Raw genomic sequence first — 19,619 nt, 5'->3', positions numbered from 1 at the left:
GCTCTGATTCCAGTTGTCTGGACGAGCTCGGGGGGATGCTCATGCAGGGGGGAAGCACGTCGAATGCGAAACGGCTTGTTCACACGGTTCTCGGCACGGTCGATACGCAACGATCGGTGGTGCTCAGCGGACCGACGGGAAGCGGTAAGACGTACGCCCTGCGGGCGCTCTCAGTAGCCCTGTCGAAGCGCGACATCGCACACTGCTATATCGATGCGCTGGATCGCCGGGCATCGGAGGCATTGGATGATGCACCGCCGCGCGCGCTGCTGCTCCTCGACGACTACGTCGCCGCACCACCGGAGCTGCTGCGCGCGGCCGAGCGCAGACTGGCCGCGGGCGCCGCACTCGTCGGCAGCCTCACCGAGGCTTCGGGCGCTGATGCTCCCCTCTCCGGCATCGGGGGCATCGGGCTCGACGCCCCCGCGCTGCAACGCAGCCTCGACGATGCCCGCACGGTGCGGCTCGACCCCTATTCCGAAGACGAGATCGCCCGGCTCGTGCACGTGCACTCGGGCGCCTCCATCGATGCGGTCACGGCCGAAGCGATCGGCAGGCTCTCGTGGGGACGCCCCGGGTGGGCGCTCGACCTCATGAAGCTGCAGGCTGCGGGATCCCTGGAGCTCGTGCCGCGACCCCGCATCGGCCGGCTGCACATCGAGCACATGCGCCTCGCATCGCTGAAAGAGGCGGCCGACCTCGCGACGCGGCACCTCGATGCCGCGGGCATCGCCGCCGCTATCGTGCTCGCCGAGACCGGCGCGCGCAGCCGCAGCGGCGTCGCCGACCTCATCGGCGACGAAGCCGCCGCTCGGCTCGAGAAGGCGGGCATCCTGCTCTCCGTACCCGGCCCGGGCTCGCTCGTCGGGGTGCCGAGCCTGTACGCCGCAGCCCTCGAGCGGCTCGCCGACTCCGAGCAGCTCGCACGCACCCGCCTCGCAGTCGCCGACCATCTGCTCGCCCAGGAGTACTACGGCATCCCGCTGCCCGACCAGGAGGCCATCTTCTGCAGTCGGGTGCTGCACCAGCGCTCCGCAGCGGCGACCGACGCCGCCGGCACCGTGCCCCAGTCGCAGCACCCGCAGTTCTTCCACCGTGTCATCGGCGACCTCGTCTCGTTCGGCGAGGGCGCCCAGGCGCGCGACATCCTGCTGCGTCTCGGGCAGAACGGGCCCGGGCTCTCCGCCCTCGAGCGCGCCCGCCTCACCACGGTGCTGCGCGATGCCCACACCGGTCTCAAGGCGATCCTGACCGCCGAGCCGCCGCGGACCAACTCAGACCTGCCGTCGCTCGATGCGAGCCACCGCTTCGCGCTGCTGCTGCTCCGCGCACGGCTCACCGCGGAGTCCGGCATCCCGCACGAGTGCGACCCCGACATCGGGCCCGACGACGAGGCGTGGCTCGATGCGCAGCTCGTCGCGCACCGCTGGAACGACACCGAGCCGCTCGGTGCCGACATTCCGGCCCTGCTGCGCATCGCCCGCGGCCATCGGCTCCCCGAGGTCTCCCTGCTCGCCGAGCAGCTGATCACCTTCGAGGCGTCGTTCTTCGGGCTGCGCTACCGGAAGTTCGCCGGGAGCCGCGTCGAGCAGCGCATCGCTCAGCTCGCCGTGGGCGCGAACGATAGTTCGCGCGACGCGCTCGAGACCGCGACCGTCGCACGCAGCATGACCCGGCTCTTCTCGGCGATGTTCGCGGCGCCCGACGGCGGAACGACCGAACTCACCGCGATGCTGCCCGGCCAGTCGCGCCACCGCATCTGGCTCACGCACCTGCACGCATCGCATACGGCGGTCATGTGCGGTGCCGGCGCACGTGCGTTGCAGGAGTGGGATCAGTTCGCCGGCCGCGTGCCCCGCTTCCTGCCCTGGCGACTGCATACCGTGATCGAGCAGTCGGGCCGCATCCCGGCGCAGGAGGTCGCGCCGGCCCCCGTCACCGGGCAGCTGAGCCCGCTCTTCCAGTACTGCGTCGGCCTGCTCGACGAGACCGCCGCAGACCGGCTCGGCGCTCCCCTCGATGAGTACGCCCGGTACAGCGGCATCCGCATCGACGCCGCCGAGTTCGAGGAGGCGCCCGACCGCCCGGCCATCCGCCGGCACCTCGACGCGGTGCGCGACCAGAACCCCGCCGCGCTCATCCGCGCCGGCGAGGAGCTCGTGAGCCACGGCTTCTGGGCCCCTGGCCTGCACGCCTACCGCGAAGCGAGGCGCATCTACCTGCGCCGACGCGCCAGCGGCAGCGTGGCGAGCACCGACGAGCGCATCACGGCGCTCGAAGCGAAGATCTCGGCCGCGGTGCCATGGTTCGACGCCTGCACCCCGAGCACCGGTCAGCGCGAGCGCCTCACCCCGCGCGAGACGGCGGCCGCCAAGCTCGCCGCGACCGGCCTCAGCAATCGGGCGATCGCCGAGGAGATGCGCTGCAGCGTGCGCACCGTCGAGTCGCACATCGCGCAGGCGCGCGCAAAGCTCGGTCTTGCCACGCGCGACCAGCTGAAGGATCGCTTCGCCGATGAGACCAGCGGGCCCTCGGGGCGCTGACGTCCGCCGAAGCGGCACCGATGCGGCACTGATCCGGCAGCAACACGCCCGGCGATTTCCCCTCGATTCGCGTAACCCCCTCGTCATGTCGTATTCTTTTTCGCGGTGACGTGTCCGAGCGGCCGAAGGTGCAACACTCGAAATGTTGTGTAGGGTAACCCCCTACCGTGGGTTCAAATCCCACCGTCACCGCCACCGAAACCCCCGCTTGATCCCTTGAAACGACAGGGATCGCGGGGGTTTCCTCGTTCCTGCCGAACGCTCCGCGGCAACCACGGGTTACCGGCCAAAAAGAGTGGATGGCGTCGGGTGTGTTCATCCCCGACCTGCCCATCCGGCCCGCTTCCAGAGCCCGTCGGCTGCTTGGAGGCCAGTGTCGTAGAGTGCTGGCTTGTGCGGAGTTTCCGGCGCTCTCGGGGATGGTTTCTTCGGGACGGGTGCCGCGGTAGTGAGGGCTTCTCCGAGAGGGAGCTCTTGCAGGGTGAGGAACCATTCGGCGGCGCGTCTGCGGTGTTCCTCGTTCATGCCGCGATGCCGTTTCAGCACGTCCCGCAGTAGCGCGTTCACTCCGCCCTCGAGGGGTGAAGTCGTTCTCGGGTTCCCGTAGACGACGTAGGTGAAGAGGAGATCCTTCCTGACGACGTTCTGAACGAGGAGCCAGGCTTTGCGGAGTCGATCGTGGGTGTACCCGAATTCCCCGTTGCGCAGCAGGGTGCGCTCCCGAGTGAGGTATCCGAAGGTGCGCCACCATTCATCGAGGCGTTGCTGCCATACGATCGCGTCGTCCTCGTCTTGTACGTCGCTGAGCTGGGTGACGAGTCGACGCAGTGCTCGGCCAGCTGTGGTGCGGGGGTTTCTCGTGAGGTGCCGGGTGATGTTGAGTTGTAGGTGGAAGATGCAGCGTTGATGTTTCGTGTGGGGCCAGACTTGTCGGAGTGCGGAGGGGAGTCCGCTGCCGCCGTCCGAGACGAGGATTCCGGGTGCGGGGATCTGTTCGAGGAGGGCGGTCCAAGCGGCGCTGGTTTCCCCGCCGGACCATTGCCAGGCGAGGACGTGGCCGGTGTCGGAGAACGCGATGAGGAGGCACCAGGTCCCGATCCAAATCCCGTCGACCATGACGGCGTGGAAGACCGTGTCGCAGGGCGGTAGGGCTGGTTGGAGGTCCCAGCACCAGGCGGTTCGGCGACGGAACGAGCGGCCGGTGCGGGTGCCGTCGATCTCCGTTTGGGAGTGTTTCCCGGTGAGCCAGGTAACGAACTCGCGGAGCTGCTCACGCTGGGTGAGGTCAAGGCGTTTACGGGTACTCGAGGCGCCGCAGTTGCGGCATCTCCAACGTTGTGTGCCCGAGGGGTGTTTCCCGTTCTTGACGAGTTTGGTTCCGCATAGCACGCAGGTGGTCGTGTTGAGGGGGTTGGGCACAGTTAAGGGTGCCGGGGTAAGACGGGTGCGGGTTTACGGCGTGGTTATGCGGCTAGAACGAGTTTCCATCCACTATTTCTGGCCGGTAACCCGCAACCACCTGGCAACAGGACTGGTCTCGGCCGGCCGGAGGCGATCCGCGCCGTAGCGCTCAGCCGCCGGGGCGTTCGATCACGCTGATGGTGCCATTGGGCTCCACGAAGGCGCGGTAGACCCGGGCGATGTCGTCGATGCCCTGCTGGCGCAGCGCCGAATCGATCTCGGAGCGGGTGAGGAGCTCGCGGCGCGCGGTGCGCAGGTCGAGCACTCCTTCGACGATCAGTGGGCGCACGGCGGGCTTCACCAGCCGCGAAGCCCAGTGCCATCGGTACGATGCGACATCGAGCGCGATGCTCCACAGCAGAATCGTGACGACCACGACGATGCTGTCGGCGATCGAGTGCGCCTCGCCGCCGATGCCGATGCTCGCGGCCTCCGAAATCACGAGCACCAGAATGAGGTCCGCCATGTTCAGCTCCCCCGACTCGCGCCGGCCCGCGACCCGCATCAACACGAAAACGGCGAGATACAGCACCGTGCCGCGCAGCACGAGCTCGAGCACCGAGGTGCTCGGCAGGAACACCGTCTCCCAATCCATCCCCTGCCCCTTCCGTTCGGCCGCGTCTCCGGGTCTCGCCGCGGCCGACCGCCGGGCGCACGTCGACTTTCAGCCTGCCCAGAACTGCGACGACAAATCAACCCCCTGGAAACAGGGTGCGACCCTCAGCACACTGATGGAGCGTTCCGCAACGCGCAATCGAAAGGAATGACATGGCACAGCAGAAGCTCACGACTCCGGAAGAGCTCTTCCACTATCAGGTGCGCAGCGCGCTGAAGATGGAGGACGGATCGCTCGAAGCGCTCGGCCAGCTGCACGACGCAGCCCGAGACAGCAAGATCAAGAAACTCTTCTCGCACCATGCCGACGAGACCCGCGAACAGATCTCGAAGCTCGAGCAGGTGTTCGCGCTGCTGGGCACCGACGCGACTCGGGCGCCATCGCCGGCATCGACCGGAATCAAGAATCAGGCCGAAGCCCTGCTCGACAAGTCGGATGCGACGCTCCACAACCAGGTCGCGCTGATGAGCGCGCTCGGCAACGAGCACTTCGAGATCGCCACGTACTCCGGGCTCATACTGCACGCCGAGAAGCTCGACCTCGCAGATGCCGCGACCCTGTTGCAGGAGAACCTCGATCAGGAGACCCACACGAGCGAAGAGCTGAAGGCAGCCCTGCAGGAGCTCCTCGCGTAGCGCTCGATCGCCCCGCGGGGCCTCACCGCCGCGCCCAGGTGGAGGGGCCCCGCGCGCAGGTCACGGTTCGGTCTCCGTCGCCTCTTCGACTTGCGCTCACCAGTGTTCCGGGAGAGAGTGGTCGCAGCGAGTGTTCAAAGGCGAACATTCGCTCTCACCTCTCGCTTCCTCTCTCGTGTCGGCTGCGCCGCGTGCACCTGCGATCCCGTCCGGCGCGCACCAGAGGCCTGACGCACCCGCCGATCGGGATATGGTGATGCGGTGACCGCATTCGAACCGCCGAGGGAAGATCCGCGCCGATTCTCTGCAATGCGCAATCGCAGCTCGGCCCTGTACATCTCGGGCGGATCGCTGTCGATGATGGCCGACAACATCGAGCACGTGCTCGCCTACTGGGTACTCTGGCAGGTGTTCCACGAGCCGTGGCTCGTGGGCTTCCAGATCGTCAGCCACTGGCTGCCGTTCCTGCTCTTCTCGGTCTACGCGGGCGCCCTCGCCGAACGCTTCGACTGCCGCCGGCTGATCCAGATCTCGCAGGGCCTCTTCATGTTCGTCTCGGTGTGCTGGGGCGTGCTCTTCCTCACCGGCACCCTCGAGCTCTGGCACGCCTGCGTGCTGCTCGTGCTGCACGGCATCGCCGGCTGCCTGTGGATGCCCGCCGAGCAGATGATGCTCTACGACTTCGTCGGCCCCGCCCAGCTGCCGAGCGCGGTGCGCCTGAACGCGACGTTCCGCAGTCTCGCGTTCGTGGCGGGCCCCGCCATCGGCTCCCTGCTGCTGCTCGGCATCGGACCCGGGTACGGCATGTTCGCGAACGTGCTCTTCTACCTGCCGCTCACCATATTCCTCGCACGCACCCGGTTCACCGGGCACGGCCGCGAGAAGCCCCGCGAGGTCGCGGAGCGGCGCGTCACCGTCATCTCGGCATTCAGCGTTCTGGCCGAACTGCGGGGGCACCGGACGATTCTCGCCATGTTCATGCTCACCGCCCTCAACGCGCTCACAGTCGCGGCGGTCATGCAGAACACGATGCCCGAGTTCGCCGAGATTCTCGGCGCGGGCTCGGCTGGACTCGCCTACGGAGTGTTGCTGTTCGCGAACGGTGCGGGCGGTGTGGTCGGCGGATTCCTGCTCGAAGCGACGCGCAAAGTGCCGGCGACAGCGCCGACGGCCGTCGTCAGCGCGGTGCTGCTCGGGGCCGTGACGGTCGCCTTCGCGGCGAGCGGGTCGTATCTCATCGCCGTCGTCGCGCTCTTCATCGGCGGCCTCTCGAAGATCACCGCCGAGTCGACCGAGATGAGCATCGTGCAGCTCGAGGCGCCGCGAGGCCTGCGCGGCCGGGTCATCGGCGCCTACTCCATGTTCGCCCAGGGGATGATGACCTTCAGCGGCGTCACGATCGCGCTCCTCGGTGCGGCCGTCGGCATCCCGCAGGCGGTCGTCGTCAGCGGTGCCGCGCTCTGCATCGGCGCGCTGCTCGTCGCCGGCTACCTGTACCGGCCACGGCGGAGCGACGGTCGCGCCGCCTCCGCATCCTGAGCGACGCGACCGGCACGACTTGTGCGGGCGCGGCCGGCGCGCGAAGCTGGTACAGCGCGCACCGTTCGCGCAGCGATCCCTGCAGGAGGCGACCATGAGCAACCCGGACCCCGCGCCCAGCGAGACCATCTGCACGGCGCATCCGGGCGACCCCGCCTCCCCCGCGGCGATCGAGATCATCGCCCCCCGCGACGTGCCGCTCGGCGGCCTGCGCGCCATGAACGTGCGCCGCACGCTGCCGCAGCGCGCCCGCTCGCTCATCGGCGCCTGGTGCTTCCTCGACCACTACGGGCCCGACGACGTCGCGGCGACCGGCGGCATGAACGTGCCCGCGCACCCGCACACGGGTCTGCAGACCGCGAGCTGGCTCTTCTCCGGCGAGATCGAGCACCGCGACAGCGCCGGCTACCACGCCTTCGTGCGCCCGGGCGAACTGAACCTCATGACCGCGGGCGACGGCATCAGCCACTCCGAGCGCTCGACGCGAGGCACCACCGTGCTGCACGGTGCGCAGCTCTGGATCGCTCTGCCCGAGAGCGCCCGGCACGGCGAGAAGACGTTCGAGCACTACGCGCCGCCCGTGCTCGAAGGGCCGGGCTGGGTCGCCCAGGTCTTCCTCGGTACCGCCCTCGGCCACACCTCGCCCGTCGCGACCTTCACACCGCTGCTCGGCGCCGAAGTCTCGCTCGAAGCCGGTGCGACCCTCGATTTCGCCCTCGACCCCGCGTTCGAGCACGGCGTGCTCGTCGATACCGGCGAGATCACGGCGACGCTCGACGGCCGCGGAGCGCCGACCGAGGTGGCCAAGGATTCCCTCGCCTATCTCTCGACCGGGGCGGCGTCGTTGCGGCTCGAAGCGGGCGCCGCCGGCGCGCGCCTGCTCGTGCTCGGCGGCGAGCCGTTCCCCGAGCAGATCGTGATGTGGTGGAACTTCATCGGCCGCGACCACGACGAGGTCATGCGTGCGCGCGCCCAGTGGCAGGCCGAGATCGCCGCCACGGGCGTCGCCGACGTATCCGAGGATGCGCTGCAGCGACCCGCCGCGGCAGCGCAGGCGCCCGTCGGGGTTTCGCGCTTCGGGCTGCCCGACGACGAGCCTGAACCGCCGCTGCCCGCCCCGGCGACGCCGCTGGCGCGGCTCAGGCCTCGGACGCAGTAGCGGAGACGCGCCCGGCCCATTCGGCGAGCGCGATGCCCTCGCGCTCGATCGCCTTCGCGGGGCCCGCGGCGTCAACGTCGTGCACGACGAGGCACGGCGAACCGACTTCATCTGCGCGCTGTTCGTCGCCGGCTATCTGTAGCGCCCATGAGCTCGATAGCGGCGGCGACTGGGCCGCCGGAACACCGCCTCCGTTTCGGTGCGCATACGATGACCGTCACTTCACGCTGCCCGCGATGAGGCCTCCGGCGAGATATTTCTGAGACAGGAGGAAGAATGCCATCACCGGAAGCGCTGCGAGGATCGCGCCCGCGGAGAAGATGCCCCAGTTCTGCGATTGGAAGCCGGAGACGAGCTGGAAGAGACCGATGGCGACCGTTTGCGACTCGAGATCGGGCAGAATCACGCTCGCTATCGCATATTCGCCGATAGTGCTGATGAAGACGAGCAGGCCGACGACGATAAGCACCGGCCTGATCAGGGGCAGCATGATCGTGAAGAAGATTCGCGCGTGGCCGGCGCCATCGATGCGTGCCGCCTCGTCGATTGCGCGCGGAACCGTATTGAAGAACCCGTACATGAGAAAGATATTGACGCCGAGAGCTCCGCCGAGATACACCATGATGAGACCGGCATGCGTGCCGAGCCCGACTGCGGGGAAGACATCGCTGATCTGGATCATGAGCAGAAAGATAGCCGTGATGGCGAGCAACTGAGGGAACATCTGGATGACGAGCAAGGCACCGAGACCGACACGGCGACCTCTGAAGCGCATGCGCGAGAACGAATATGCTCCGAGAGCGCACAGCAGTACGGTGAGCAGACTCGTCACCGTCGCCACGAGGAGCGAGTTGAGGTACCAGGTCCCGTACGGCACGCTCGGGTCGCTGAAGAGCCGGCTGTAGTTTCTGAACGAGATCGAGGAGAAGAGTTCGTTCGAACCGGTCAGCGTGCCCACGGGATTGAGCGAGGCGGAAACGATGTAGAGCAGCGGAAGAAGCGCGAACGCGATCGCGGCCCAGGCGACGAGATGCCGCCAGCCGGTATCTGCGAACCGGCCGGCGAACGTGCGGCGCCGGCGCGGAGCAGGAGGGACCGCGTCTCCTCGGAGCAGGATTGCGCGAGTCGTCGCAGCGTCTGGGATTTCGGTCATATCAGGTCAGCTCCTCGAGGGACTTCGTGCGCCGGAAGCTCACGATCGCAACTATCGTGACGATGATGAAGATGAGTATCGACAGTGCGGATGCGAGGCCGAGGTCCCTGCCTCCTCCGCCGCCGAAGGCCACCTTGTACACCATGGTGATCATGATGTCGGTCGCTCCGATGTCCAGGGTCGTGTCCGTGAATCTCGGGCTTCCCCTGGTGAGCATGTAGATCACGCCGAAGTTATTGAAGTTGAAGGCGAATGTCGAGATCAATAGCGGCGCGACCGCGACGAGCAGGAGCGGGAGTTTGATCGCTCTGAAGATCCGCCACGAACTCGCGCCGTCCACCTTCGCAGCCTCGACGACGTCTTCGGGCAGCGACTGCAGCGCCCCCGTGCACACGAGGAACATGTACCCGTAGCCGAGCCACATGTTGACGAGCAGCACGCTGAGGCGCGCGAGCATCGGATCGGTCAACCATGGGATATGTGCACCGCCGAGCAGTACTTCATTGATGAAGCCGAACTGCTCGTTGAGCATACCGGCCCATACGAGTCCCGTCAGGTAGGCCGGGAAAGCATACGGAAGGATCACGAGAACTCGGTAGAGCTTTCGCCCGCGTAGCGTCGGATGGTTGAGGACGATCGCGAGCAGGAGGCCGAGGGCGAAGACGAGGAACGTGGATCCGGCAGCGAAGACGAAGGTCCATACCGTGACACGCAGCAGCGGATCGCGGATCTGCGGGTCGCTGAAGGCGTAGGCGAAGTTATCCGCTCCGACGACGACGCGCCATCCGGGCGTGAGCGATTCCCCCTCCGCAGACCGGAACATGCCGCGGCTATCGTCTTCATAGACGATGCCCGTCTCGTTGTCGATGAACGTGTCGGTCGTCTCGTCGTAGACGAGGTTCGAGGTGAAGACATAGGCGTTCTGCCCATCGGAGGTGCGCAACGTGCCGTCGTTGACATCGGGTGAAACAGGCACCCTCAGTGCGAGAATCTCGTCCTGCTGCTTGATGACATCGCCGAGCTGCAGTTCGCTCCAACCATCCGGCGCGGCTTTCACAGGTTCGAGCGGGTCGTCGGAGGTGCCGAACGCGAGTCCGCCATCCGGCTCCGCGACGAGCAGCCCGAATTCAGCGCCCTGCTTGAAGACCTGCACGGTATATGCGGGCGAGTCGGGGAGACGCGCCTGAGAGGTGCTCACGATCTGCGCGATCGCATCGTCCTTGGTGCTGTTGTGCGCATCGCCCGCGTTCGTGAAGGCGATGAGCCCGGTATAAGCGATGACGAAGATCTGGAACACCGCAAGGAAGAAGAGTCCCGGGGTGAGGTACTTGCCCGGAAGCAACCCGGGTTTCAGATAGATGACGTTGACGAGGGCGACAGCGACGACGACCACGGCCAGTGATACCCATTGCTCGCCGGCGATGAGCAGATAGACCGCGAGCACCGCAACGGCGTCGATGATTCCGAGCAGCACGATCTTCGTCAGCAGCGCGACCATGGCTCCTGATGCACGGCTATGTCGTACGGAAGACGTCCCCCTTCGGGGTCGCGGGTTCGGTCGACGCCGTCCAGCGTCTGCGGGGGCTTCAATCATCGACTTGCACTTCCTCGTCGCGTCGCTCAATTATCTCTCGGAGGCCGCCGCAACGCCGCGGAGCGTCTGCACTGCCCGCCCGCGACGTTGCGACCGACACGCTCAATCCGCGAGTTTCGCCTCGATGTTCGAGGCCATCTTCGCCCAGATCTCGGCCGGGTCTCCGCCCTCGCCCTTGATGATCTGCAGCTCCGCATTGCCCCAATCGCTCCATACCGCTCCCATCTCCGGGATCGCAGGCATCGGGACTCCGGCCTGACCGATCTCGCCGAGCGCCGCGACATCCGGGTCGTCGGCAGCAGCGCGCTCGTAGGCCGAAATGAGCGCTGGGGGGCGCCCACCCAGATCGTAGAGGGCCAACTGCGCGTCTTCATCGCTCAGATAGTTGACTATGAAGTTGGTAGCGGCGAGAGTGTTCGTCGATTTGCTGGAGAGGAAGAAGGCATTGACGCCGATGAACGGCTTCGCTTCCTGACCGCCGGCCGAGGGCAGCGGGTCGATCGCATACTCGATGCCCGCCTCCTTGATCGCGGGAATGTTCCAGGGGCCGGTCAGATAGTAGGGCGATTCGCCCGCGATGAAGAACTCGCGCGCGCGATCCCCGTCGATGTTCGCGTTGAAGACGCCCGAACCGTTGGCCCCCTGCGTCGCGAGCCACCGGGCGAAGTCGGTGCCGGCCTCGTCGCCGATGACCAGCTTCGAAGCATCGTACGAACCATCGTCGTTCTGCGCGAAGACCGCGGCACCGAACGAAGTCTGCAGCGGGTACATGTGGTAGGGGTCGCCCTGCTCGGGGGAGAGCCCGACGAGCATCCGATACTTCGTGCCGGCCGCCTCGGCTGCTGCGATGACATCATCGTAGGTCGTCTTCGCGTCGGAGACGAGAGCCGTATTGCGCACGAGCGCGACGTTCTCGATGGAGTACGGCATGCCGTAGACCTTGCCGTCGTATGTCACCGCCTGGACCGAGGCATCGGCGAGCTCGCTCGAAACCTCGCCGAGTTCGATCGGGGCGACGACGCCCGCTGCGACATACGCGCCGAGTTTATCGTGCGGACTCACGATCACATCGGGGCCCTTCCCCGTCGGTACCTGACTGATGAAATCCTGATCGACGGTTTCGAAATCCTTGGTCACGATCTTCACGGGAACGCCGGTGTCCTCGGTGAAGCCCTTCGCGACGGTGTCGAGCGCGGGCTTGCGCTCGATATCGACCCAGACCGTGATCGGCGTGCCATCACCATCCGCCTGACCGTCGCTCGACCCTTCGTTCGCCGAACATCCCGTGAGCGCGATGGCGCCGGTGATCATGACGCCCAGGGCGATCCTTGCTGCGGTTCTCACCTTCATCGGTGCACCTCTTCTGAGTGGTTGGAGTGCGATCGGCCCGGAGCGGCCTGCTCGTCACAGACTTGCAAATGCAAGCGCTTACACAATTGCATGATCGCACGACATTCGCAAGTAGCACATTTCAGATTGCAGAAATGAACTGAACGATCATCTTTGTGCAAGCGCTTGCTAAAAGTGCCGCCCTATCTCTACAGTGAGCAACCATGAGCAATGAATGGTGGCGCAGTGCCGTGATCTATCAGGTGTACCCGAGATCGTTTGCCGACAAGAACGGAGACGGGGTCGGCGATCTCGCCGGGATCACCTCACAGCTCGACTCCCTTGCCGAACTCGGCATCGATGCGGTCTGGCTCAGCCCGTTCATGACGTCTCCGCAGAAAGATGCGGGCTACGATGTGTCGGACTACTGCGACATCGATCCGCTGTTCGGCACGCTCGCGGATTTCGACGACCTGCTCGCAGCCGCTCACGATCGCGGCATTCGCATCATCGTCGACCTCGTGCCGAACCACTCGTCCGACCAGCACCCGTGGTTCAAGGAAGCGATCGCAAGCGCGCCCGGCAGCCCGGAGCGCGCTCGCTACCACTTCCGCGACGGAAAAGGCGAGGACGGCTCCGAGCCCCCGAACAACTGGGGCTCCGTATTCGGTGGACCCGCATGGTCGCGCGTGACGGATTCAGACGGCTCGCCGGGCCAATGGTATCTCCACCTCTTCGATTCGACGCAGCCAGATTTCGACTGGACGAACCCCGAGGTCCGCCAGGAGTTCGAACGCATACTCAGGTTCTGGCTCGACCGCGGAGCCGACGGGTTCCGCGTCGACGTCGCACACGGGCTCATCAAGGCAGAAGGGCTGCCCGATTGGACTCCCCCAGCTGACGCCGGGAGCATGGGCGCAGGAAGCATCGAACCTGCCGAGCCGGCACCCTACTGGGCGCAGGACGGCGTCCATGAGATCTACCGCGAGTGGCGCAGGATCCTCGACAGCTACTCCGGAGCACGCGTCCTCGCTGCGGAGGCGTGGGTCGATCCGCTCGAACGCACCGCGCTCTGGGTGCGCAACGACGAAATGCATCAGGCCTTCAACTTCGCGTATCTCGAAGCCAAGTGGGATGCTCGCGCCCTGCGCGACGTGATCGATGCATCGCTGACGACGTTCGGCGCTGTCGGGGCTCCTGCCACTTGGGTGCTGTCGAATCATGACGTCGTGCGCCACGCCACAAGGCTCGCACTCACCGAAACGAATCTCCAAGGGCACGGGCTCGGCCCTCGCTCGACCGGGCTCGGGGACGAAGAAACGGGTCTCCGGCGCGCACGGGCCGCGACATCCCTGATGCTCGCACTCCCGGGTAGCGCCTACCTCTACCAGGGAGAAGAGCTCGGCCTCCCCGAAGCGATCGATATCCCCGACGAAGCGCGTCAGGATCCGACCTGGGTGCGGACAGGCGGCGAACGGTACGGCCGCGATGGGTGTCGCGTTCCGCTGCCGTGGCAGGCCGAAGCGCCGGCTGCAGGGTTCAGCCCGAACGGGGCGAGCTGGCTGCCGCAACCCGAGCACTGGGAGAACTTCGCCCGGGATGTGCAGCGCGAGGACCCCGATTCGACGCTGTCGCTCTATCGGTCTCTGCTCGCGACGCGCAGGGCCCACGAGCTCGGCGCAGGTGCACTTGTCTGGAACGACGCTGATGCAGCTGTCCTCGACTTCACGAACGGCGCTGTACGGGTCATCACGAACTTCGGAGAGCACCCCGTCCCGCTCCCCGCCGGCGAGGTCGCGCTGGTCAGCGCTCCCCTCTCTGACGACGGAGAACTTCCCCGCGACACGACAGCCTGGGTCATCCGCCCGGATGCGCGCGCACCCCGGCACTGACTAGGCTACGACTGTGACAGTAGTGGGCATCGCCGAGGTCGCGCGGCTCGCGGGCGTATCGACGGCCACCGTCTCGCGAGCCCTTTCCGGACGCGGCGCCGTCTCGGCGGCGGCGAAGCAGCGCGTCGAACGCGCTGCCGCCGAACTCGGTTATGTGGTCTCTTCCAATGCTTCGAGCCTCGCTAGCGGTCGCACCCGGAACGTCGGCGTGCTCATGCCCGTGCTCGACCGCTGGTACTTCACCACAGTGCTCGCCGGCGCGCAACAAGCACTGCTCCACGCGGGGTACGACGTCACGCTGTACAGCCTCGAAGGGGCGCATGGCGAACGCAGTCGGGTATTCGAGCATTTCCTCCTGCGGCAGCGCGTCGATGCCGTGATCGCCATCGCGCTCGAGCTCAGCCCCGAAGAGGTCGCGCGCCTCCACCAGATCGGCAAGCCACTGGTCGGCGTCGGCGGTCCGATGCCGGGGGCGCCCTCGCTCGCAGTCGACGATATCGCCATCGCACGGCTCGCGACCCAGCACCTCATCGCTCTCGGTCACGAGCGCATCGGCCACATCGGAGGCGGCCCCGAGTTCGATGCCGACTTCCATCTGCCGCTCCGTCGCCAGCAGGGATTCTCAGACGCTCTGGGAGACGCCAACCTCGCCCCGAACCCGGCGCTCGTGCGCGATGCTGATTTCACGATCGAGGGCGGATACCGGGCCGCGAAGCAGCTTCTGGGGCTGCCCTACCGCGAACGGCCGACGGCGATCTTCGCTGCATCCGACGAAATGGCCATCGGCGCGATACTCGCAGCGCGCGATCTCGGCCTCGACGTTCCCACCGATATATCTATCGTCGGAGTCGACGACTACGACCTCTCTGATTTCTTCGGACTGACCACGGTCGCTCAGTTCCCGCGCGAACAGGGAGCCCGGGCTGCTCAGCTGCTCCTCGACCAACTCGCGAACGGCTCGGCCCCGATCGATACCGCGCTTCCATTCGAGCTGCGCGTGCGTTCATCGACTACACGACCGCGCTCGTAGCACCCGCAGCGTCCGCCTGAACGAAGCCGGCATCGCACCGCTGTGCACCCCCGACTCGAACAGCATTCACCGGGCCCAAGCCGGGAGCTCGAGCCGATGCAGGGGCGGCCTACGTCGCAGCCTCTTGCGCGGCGAGCAGAGCGGCACCGACGATTCCGGCATTATTGCGCAGGCGGGCCGGAATAACCGGCACCGATACTCCTGCGAAGGGAAGGTATTCGTCTGCCGCTTTGCTGATGCTGCCGCCGAGTACGAATCGATCCGGATTCATGGTCGTCTCGAGGTGCTGGAGGTAGCGTTCCACGCGCGACGCCCACTCGGCCAGCGTGATCCCTTCCCGCTCGATCACCTTCGCTGCGGCGTGGCGCTCGATGATCGGATGGCCGTCGAACTCGATGTGCCCGAGCTCGAGGTTCGGGACGAGCGCGCCGTCGTAGATGAGCGCCGAACCGATACCGGTGCCGAACACCAGCACGAGCGTGGATCCGTCGAGGCCGGCGGCTTCTCCGAATACGACCTCAGCGAGACCGGCTGCGTCGGCATCGTTCACGACGCGGCAGTGCGCCCCTGCGGCCTCCGAGATCAATGCGGTGGCATCAGTACCGATCCAGCTCTTATCGACATTCGCTGCTGTACGCATGATTCCGCCGCGCACGACACCGGGCAGGGTCACTCCGACGGGAATGCGCGCCTCGGCCGAGATCAGATCGCCCGCGACGAGCTCGGCACGAATCGCCTCGACCATGATTCCCACCTCACGGGCAATATCCGCAGGCGTGCCGCCGATGGGGGTGGGCACCTTATGCCGGGACGTGAGCTTCTCACCGGTTTCCGTGTCGACTCCGGCCCCCTTGATTCCAGTGCCGCCGACGTCGAGTCCGATCGCAGGATGAATTTGCGCCATGATCTCAGATTTTACTGCACTTCTCTCGCCGCCACCGCAGCGGCGCCGCGTGTCACAAGCGCGCCCTGCATCAGGCCTCGCGCAGCCCCGCGTCCCAGAATTCGCGCAGCTGCACGCTCTTGCGGGCCGCGATCGCATCCCACTCGGCGTCGGTCGTCGAGCTGTCGGCGAAGTCCGACGGCACCTTGAAGATCTGCAGCGTCGCCCCGAACTTCGCGCACAGAGCCGCGTAGGCGTAACCCTCCATGTCGACGAGCGCCGCGCCGAGGCCCGCGATGCGGGTGCGCTGCTCGTCGTTCTTCACGAACTGGTCGCCGGTAGCCATGACGGCGGTGCGCACCTCGGGCAGCACGACCTCGCCCGAGGGCCGCAGCAGCGGCGACGGCAGCGAATAGTCGTGCTGCACGAGCCCCGTCACCTGGTACACGGTGTCGAGGTCGAGACGGGCGGCGCCGTCGCCGACGACGCCCGCAGTGCCGAGCACGACGACGCGCTCCACGCCGCCCTCGGCGAGCGCCGCCGCGAGCGAGACGGCGGCGTTGACCTTGCCGACGCCCGTCACGCAGTGCTCGACGTCGGCGAACGCCGTCGCCTCATCGGCGTGCGCGAACACCAGCAGGGTGCCGGTCTCCGTCACCTGCTGCGGTACCGACTGCGTCATATCGTTCTCCCCACCCCGACCCGCGGGCGTGCTCGCGCCGAACTATCGAGAACACCCGGCACTGGCTTTTATCGAAACAATGTTCTAAACTAGCATGCTGGGCACGAAACCGACCCGCGTTTTCCGCCCTCGAGCATCTCTCGCCATTCTCACGAGCAGCTGCCGGGGCGACGAAGAATCGACTCCCGCGACGGTCGCTCCGACCCCAGCGCGCATCTGAAATGCTGCGCGAATCGGCGCCTGAACGGCTCCGGCGGCAGAAGCGTCACGCACGCCCTGCACCGCCGGCCCGCCAGCGCCAGCGCCTCCGCGACCCCGCGAGATGCGCCCCACCCCACCGCTCGCCGGCGTCGTCGCCCCGAGCAGGTATCGAAAGGACACCCCATGACGACACCACCACGCATCAGATCCATAACCGCGCACGCGGGCATCGCCGCCCCGAGCCGCACGCCGTACCACTCGCTCGGCGACGGCGAGATGGTCATCCCCGACTGGGCGCAGCGCCGCTCGGTCTACCGGGCCTCGGGCCGCACGCTCTACCTCGTCGACACCGACAGCCTGGGCGCGGCCGAGGGCGACCTCACCCACCTGGACCGTTCGGGCTGGGAGGTGCAGGTCGCCGAGCACGCCGACGGGCACGGGGCGCGCATCGCGCTCACCCGTCGCGGCATCGCCCACGCGGCGTAGGCGCACCGATGATGCCCGGCCCTCCGGCCGCGCGCCGCCACACGGGGTAACACTCGTCGACGCGGCGCGCGGGCCGCCCCTACACTGGCGGCATGAGCGATGTCGAACTTGCCGAGGTCGAGAGCTTCTCCCTCGACCACACCCGCGTGCTGGCCCCCTACGTCCGCCTGATCGGCGTCGAACGCGGCCCGAGAGGCGACGCGATCTCGAACTACGACATCCGTCTCGTGCAGCCGAACGCCGCCGAGATTCCGACCGCGGGCCTGCACACGATCGAGCACACGATCGCCGGTCTGCTGCGCACCCGCTTCGACGGCCTCATCGACATCTCCCCCTTCGGCTGCCGCACCGGCTTCCACCTCATCGCGTGGGGCGAGCCGACCCCCGCCGAGGTCGCCGCCGCCATCAAGAGCTCCCTCGAAGACATCGCCGAGCGCGTCACCTGGGCAGACGTGCCCGGCACGACCGCCGAGAGCTGCGGCAACTACCGCGACCACAGCCTGCACTCGGCCCGCGAATGGGCGCGCACCGTGCTCGAGCAGGGCATCAGCCTCGACGCGTTCGACCGGTCTCAGCTCGCCTGAGGCCGGGCCGTCGCAGGCGCCGAGACGCAGCGGCTCCCTCCAGGGATCGCCGAGCGCCCGACGCCGCTTCAGTCCGCTTCGAAGATGCGCGGGGAACGGCCGTGGCGGCGTTCGTAGTCGGCGATCAGTTCGAACTCCTCGACCGCCTGCCCCCGGTGCAGGCGCTCGAGATAGGGCAGCAGCCACTCCCCTTTCGCGTTCACGAAGTGCTCCGCCCATTCGGGCGATAGCGCCTCGTCGAGCGAGAGGCACGATCCATGTGCCCCGTGGGCGTCGCCCTCCGAGACGCCCACTCTCACCGGTAACGGCACGATGCTGAGGTCGACCGAGTACGGATGCACGTACAGGGCATCGGGGTCGCGCACGAGACGGTTCGACGCGAGCTTCAGATACCGGCGCATCTGCGTCCCCACGCTCGTCTTCGTGCGCGCTCGGGCCTGCCGGGACGGAGCATCGCCCTCACCCGGCCGACGCGTTCAGGCGGGTGCGCGCTTCTCGAGCGCGGGCGCGCACGGCGTCGGCATCGAGCACGAGGTGGCGGCCGTCGGCGTACACGTGCCGTCCGCCGATGAACACGTGTCGCACGTCGGCGCCGGTCGCGGCGAAGCCGAGATGCGCGACGAGTGCTTCGGGCACGGCTGCGAGGTCGAGCGGCGCCGCAGCTGTGCCGGTGACGTCGAGCGCGATGACGTCTGCGAGGCGGCCTGCTTCGAGGGCGCCGGAGTCGGGGAAGCCGATCGCTTCGGCGCCCCTCCGCGTCGCGATGTCGAGCACATCGGCCGCGCGCACGATCGCGGCATCATGGTGCGCACCGCGCTGCAGAATCGAGGCGGTCTTGACCTCCTCGAACAGGTCGAGGGAGTTGTTGCTCGCGACCGAGTCGGTGCCGAGCGCGAGCCGCACCTGAGCACCCTGCATCTCGGGCAGCGGCGCGATGCCGTTGCCGAGCTTCAGGTTCGAGACCGGGTTATGGCTGATCGATACACGGGCCTGGGCGAAGCGCTCGATCTCGGGCCCGGTCAGGTGCACGCAGTGGGCGGCGTGCACGTCGGCGTCGAAGAAGGCGAGCGAATCGAGGTAGACGCCCGGAGTACTGCCGTACTGCTCGGTGATCTGCTCGACTTCGGCGCGCGACTCCGAGATGTGCGTGTGGATCGGGATGCCGAGCCGTAGGGCGCGCTCGCGCACGTCGCGCAGGAAGTCGGGCGTGCAGGTGTACGGCGCATGCGGAGCATAACCGACCCGCACCTGCGGGTCGGCCGCGTAGAGCTCCGCGAGCCGCTCCGTCTCGGCGAGCACGTCGGCACCCGTCCAGCTCGAAACGCCGGGGAAGGCGACATGGTCGACGTTCGAGCAGGCGAGCCCGGCGAAGACGCGCATGCCGACGTCTCGCACCCGTTCGATGAGCGCCTCGTCCCAGTAGTACATGTCGGCGAACGCGACGGTGCCCGTCTCGATCATCTCGAGCATGGCGAGGTCGAGCCCCGCCGCGAGATCGTCGTGCGTGAGCTGCTGCTCGATGCGCTGCACCGTCGCGAGCCAGGGCATGAATCCCTCGTCGTCGGAGACCGCGCGCTGCAGCGTCATGGCCGAGTGGGTGTGCCCGTTGACGAGGCCGGGCATGAGCACGTGCCCCGGCAGGTCGAGCACGGGTGCTCCCTGCGCCGCGCCGTCTCGCCGCGGCCCCGCGTAGGCGATGCGCCCATCGGCGTCGAATGCGAGTTCGGCATCGGCGATCGGGCCCTCGGGCGTCAGCATCGCGTCGGCGCGCAGCGTCATCGTCTCGGATGTCATACGACCATCATCGCCGTTCGAGGCCCGGAACGCCGCAT

The 19,619-nt window shown here is 67.2% G+C and carries 17 protein-coding genes and 1 tRNA gene; 9 read left to right on the top strand and 9 right to left on the bottom strand.

The features are described from left to right. The first annotated feature begins 116 nt into the window (after window positions 1-116). Entirely contained in the window at window positions 117-2,543 is a 2,427-nt protein-coding gene (locus ACUYTF_RS08030) for a helix-turn-helix transcriptional regulator (RefSeq protein ID WP_449279575.1), read from the top strand. 104 nt (window positions 2,544-2,647) lie between these two features. Further along, a tRNA-Ser gene (locus ACUYTF_RS08025) sits at window positions 2,648-2,738 on the top strand. Window positions 2,739-2,858: 120 nt separating this feature from the next. Here ACUYTF_RS08025 and ACUYTF_RS08020 read toward each other — a convergent pair. Both ACUYTF_RS08020 and ACUYTF_RS08015 read right to left on the bottom strand, forming a co-directional pair. Then, on the bottom strand, window positions 2,859-3,932 hold the full coding sequence (locus ACUYTF_RS08020; RefSeq protein WP_449279593.1) for an IS1249 family transposase: 1,074 nt from the start codon (window positions 3,930-3,932) through the stop codon (window positions 2,859-2,861). A gap of 181 nt (window positions 3,933-4,113) precedes the next feature. After that, window positions 4,114-4,599, bottom strand: a complete 486-nt coding sequence (locus ACUYTF_RS08015) for a YetF domain-containing protein (protein WP_434144243.1) — start codon at window positions 4,597-4,599, stop codon at window positions 4,114-4,116. A gap of 173 nt (window positions 4,600-4,772) precedes the next feature. On the opposite strand from ACUYTF_RS08015, the gene ACUYTF_RS08010 reads away from it, so the two are divergent. The 3 genes from ACUYTF_RS08010 to ACUYTF_RS08000 all read left to right on the top strand — a co-directional run bounded on the left by ACUYTF_RS08010 (window position 4,773) and on the right by ACUYTF_RS08000 (window position 7,953). After that, window positions 4,773-5,255, top strand: coding sequence for a DUF892 family protein (locus ACUYTF_RS08010; RefSeq protein ID WP_434144244.1), 483 nt, complete (start codon window positions 4,773-4,775; stop codon window positions 5,253-5,255). 309 nt (window positions 5,256-5,564) lie between these two features. Continuing rightward, window positions 5,565-6,794 carry an MFS transporter gene (locus tag ACUYTF_RS08005; protein WP_434144246.1) on the top strand — a complete coding sequence of 410 codons (1,230 nt, stop codon included), beginning with the start codon at window positions 5,565-5,567 and terminating at the stop codon, window positions 6,792-6,794. Between the two features lie 94 nt (window positions 6,795-6,888). Beyond that, complete coding sequence (locus tag ACUYTF_RS08000) at window positions 6,889-7,953, top strand: pirin family protein (RefSeq protein ID WP_434144247.1); 1,065 nt, start codon at window positions 6,889-6,891, stop codon at window positions 7,951-7,953. Window positions 7,954-8,170: 217 nt separating this feature from the next. On the opposite strand, the gene ACUYTF_RS07995 is transcribed toward ACUYTF_RS08000, so the two are convergent. From ACUYTF_RS07995 to ACUYTF_RS07985, 3 genes are all read right to left on the bottom strand, one after another. After that, the gene (locus ACUYTF_RS07995; RefSeq protein ID WP_434144249.1) at window positions 8,171-9,106 is read right to left on the bottom strand and encodes an ABC transporter permease subunit; all 936 of its coding nucleotides are present in this window, start codon (window positions 9,104-9,106) and stop codon (window positions 8,171-8,173) included. A gap of 1 nt (window position 9,107) precedes the next feature. After that, window positions 9,108-10,604, bottom strand: coding sequence for an ABC transporter permease subunit (locus tag ACUYTF_RS07990; protein WP_449279574.1), 1,497 nt, complete (start codon window positions 10,602-10,604; stop codon window positions 9,108-9,110). Window positions 10,605-10,802: 198 nt separating this feature from the next. Next, window positions 10,803-12,050: an extracellular solute-binding protein gene (locus ACUYTF_RS07985; protein ID WP_434144253.1), complete on the bottom strand. Its 1,248-nt coding sequence runs from the start codon at window positions 12,048-12,050 to the stop codon at window positions 10,803-10,805. A gap of 203 nt (window positions 12,051-12,253) precedes the next feature. Between ACUYTF_RS07985 and ACUYTF_RS07980 the strand changes: the two genes are divergently transcribed. Further along, window positions 12,254-13,921 carry a glycoside hydrolase family 13 protein gene (locus tag ACUYTF_RS07980; protein WP_434144255.1) on the top strand — a complete coding sequence of 556 codons (1,668 nt, stop codon included), beginning with the start codon at window positions 12,254-12,256 and terminating at the stop codon, window positions 13,919-13,921. A gap of 13 nt (window positions 13,922-13,934) precedes the next feature. Beyond that, on the top strand, window positions 13,935-14,951 hold the full coding sequence (locus tag ACUYTF_RS07975; RefSeq protein ID WP_434144257.1) for a substrate-binding domain-containing protein: 1,017 nt from the start codon (window positions 13,935-13,937) through the stop codon (window positions 14,949-14,951). Between the two features lie 109 nt (window positions 14,952-15,060). On the opposite strand, the gene ppgK is transcribed toward ACUYTF_RS07975, so the two are convergent. Together ppgK and ACUYTF_RS07965 are read right to left on the bottom strand one after the other, a co-directional pair. After that, complete coding sequence (gene ppgK / locus ACUYTF_RS07970) at window positions 15,061-15,855, bottom strand: polyphosphate--glucose phosphotransferase (protein ID WP_434144259.1); 795 nt, start codon at window positions 15,853-15,855, stop codon at window positions 15,061-15,063. 70 nt (window positions 15,856-15,925) lie between these two features. Continuing rightward, a complete protein-coding gene (locus ACUYTF_RS07965) occupies window positions 15,926-16,516 on the bottom strand; it encodes a phosphorylase family protein (protein WP_434144261.1) in 591 nt (196 codons plus the stop codon). Between the two features lie 384 nt (window positions 16,517-16,900). On the opposite strand from ACUYTF_RS07965, the gene ACUYTF_RS07960 reads away from it, so the two are divergent. Both ACUYTF_RS07960 and ACUYTF_RS07955 read left to right on the top strand, forming a co-directional pair. After that, on the top strand, window positions 16,901-17,203 hold the full coding sequence (locus tag ACUYTF_RS07960) for a hypothetical protein (RefSeq protein WP_434144263.1): 303 nt from the start codon (window positions 16,901-16,903) through the stop codon (window positions 17,201-17,203). A gap of 92 nt (window positions 17,204-17,295) precedes the next feature. Next, entirely contained in the window at window positions 17,296-17,787 is a 492-nt protein-coding gene (locus ACUYTF_RS07955; protein WP_434144264.1) for an S-ribosylhomocysteine lyase, read from the top strand. Between the two features lie 68 nt (window positions 17,788-17,855). On the opposite strand, the gene ACUYTF_RS07950 is transcribed toward ACUYTF_RS07955, so the two are convergent. Both ACUYTF_RS07950 and ACUYTF_RS07945 read right to left on the bottom strand, forming a co-directional pair. After that, window positions 17,856-18,200 (bottom strand): hypothetical protein, encoded by a 345-nt coding sequence (locus ACUYTF_RS07950; protein ID WP_434144266.1) that lies wholly within the window; start codon window positions 18,198-18,200, stop codon window positions 17,856-17,858. Between the two features lie 46 nt (window positions 18,201-18,246). Then, a complete protein-coding gene (locus ACUYTF_RS07945; RefSeq protein ID WP_434144268.1) occupies window positions 18,247-19,581 on the bottom strand; it encodes an amidohydrolase family protein in 1,335 nt (444 codons plus the stop codon). Window positions 19,582-19,619 lie beyond the last annotated feature (38 nt).

It is taken from the genome of Leucobacter sp. GX0328 (genome assembly GCF_053567315.1).
The sequence above is the reverse complement of the archived record's forward strand: the minus strand, read 5'-3'. Positions and strand labels throughout refer to the sequence as shown.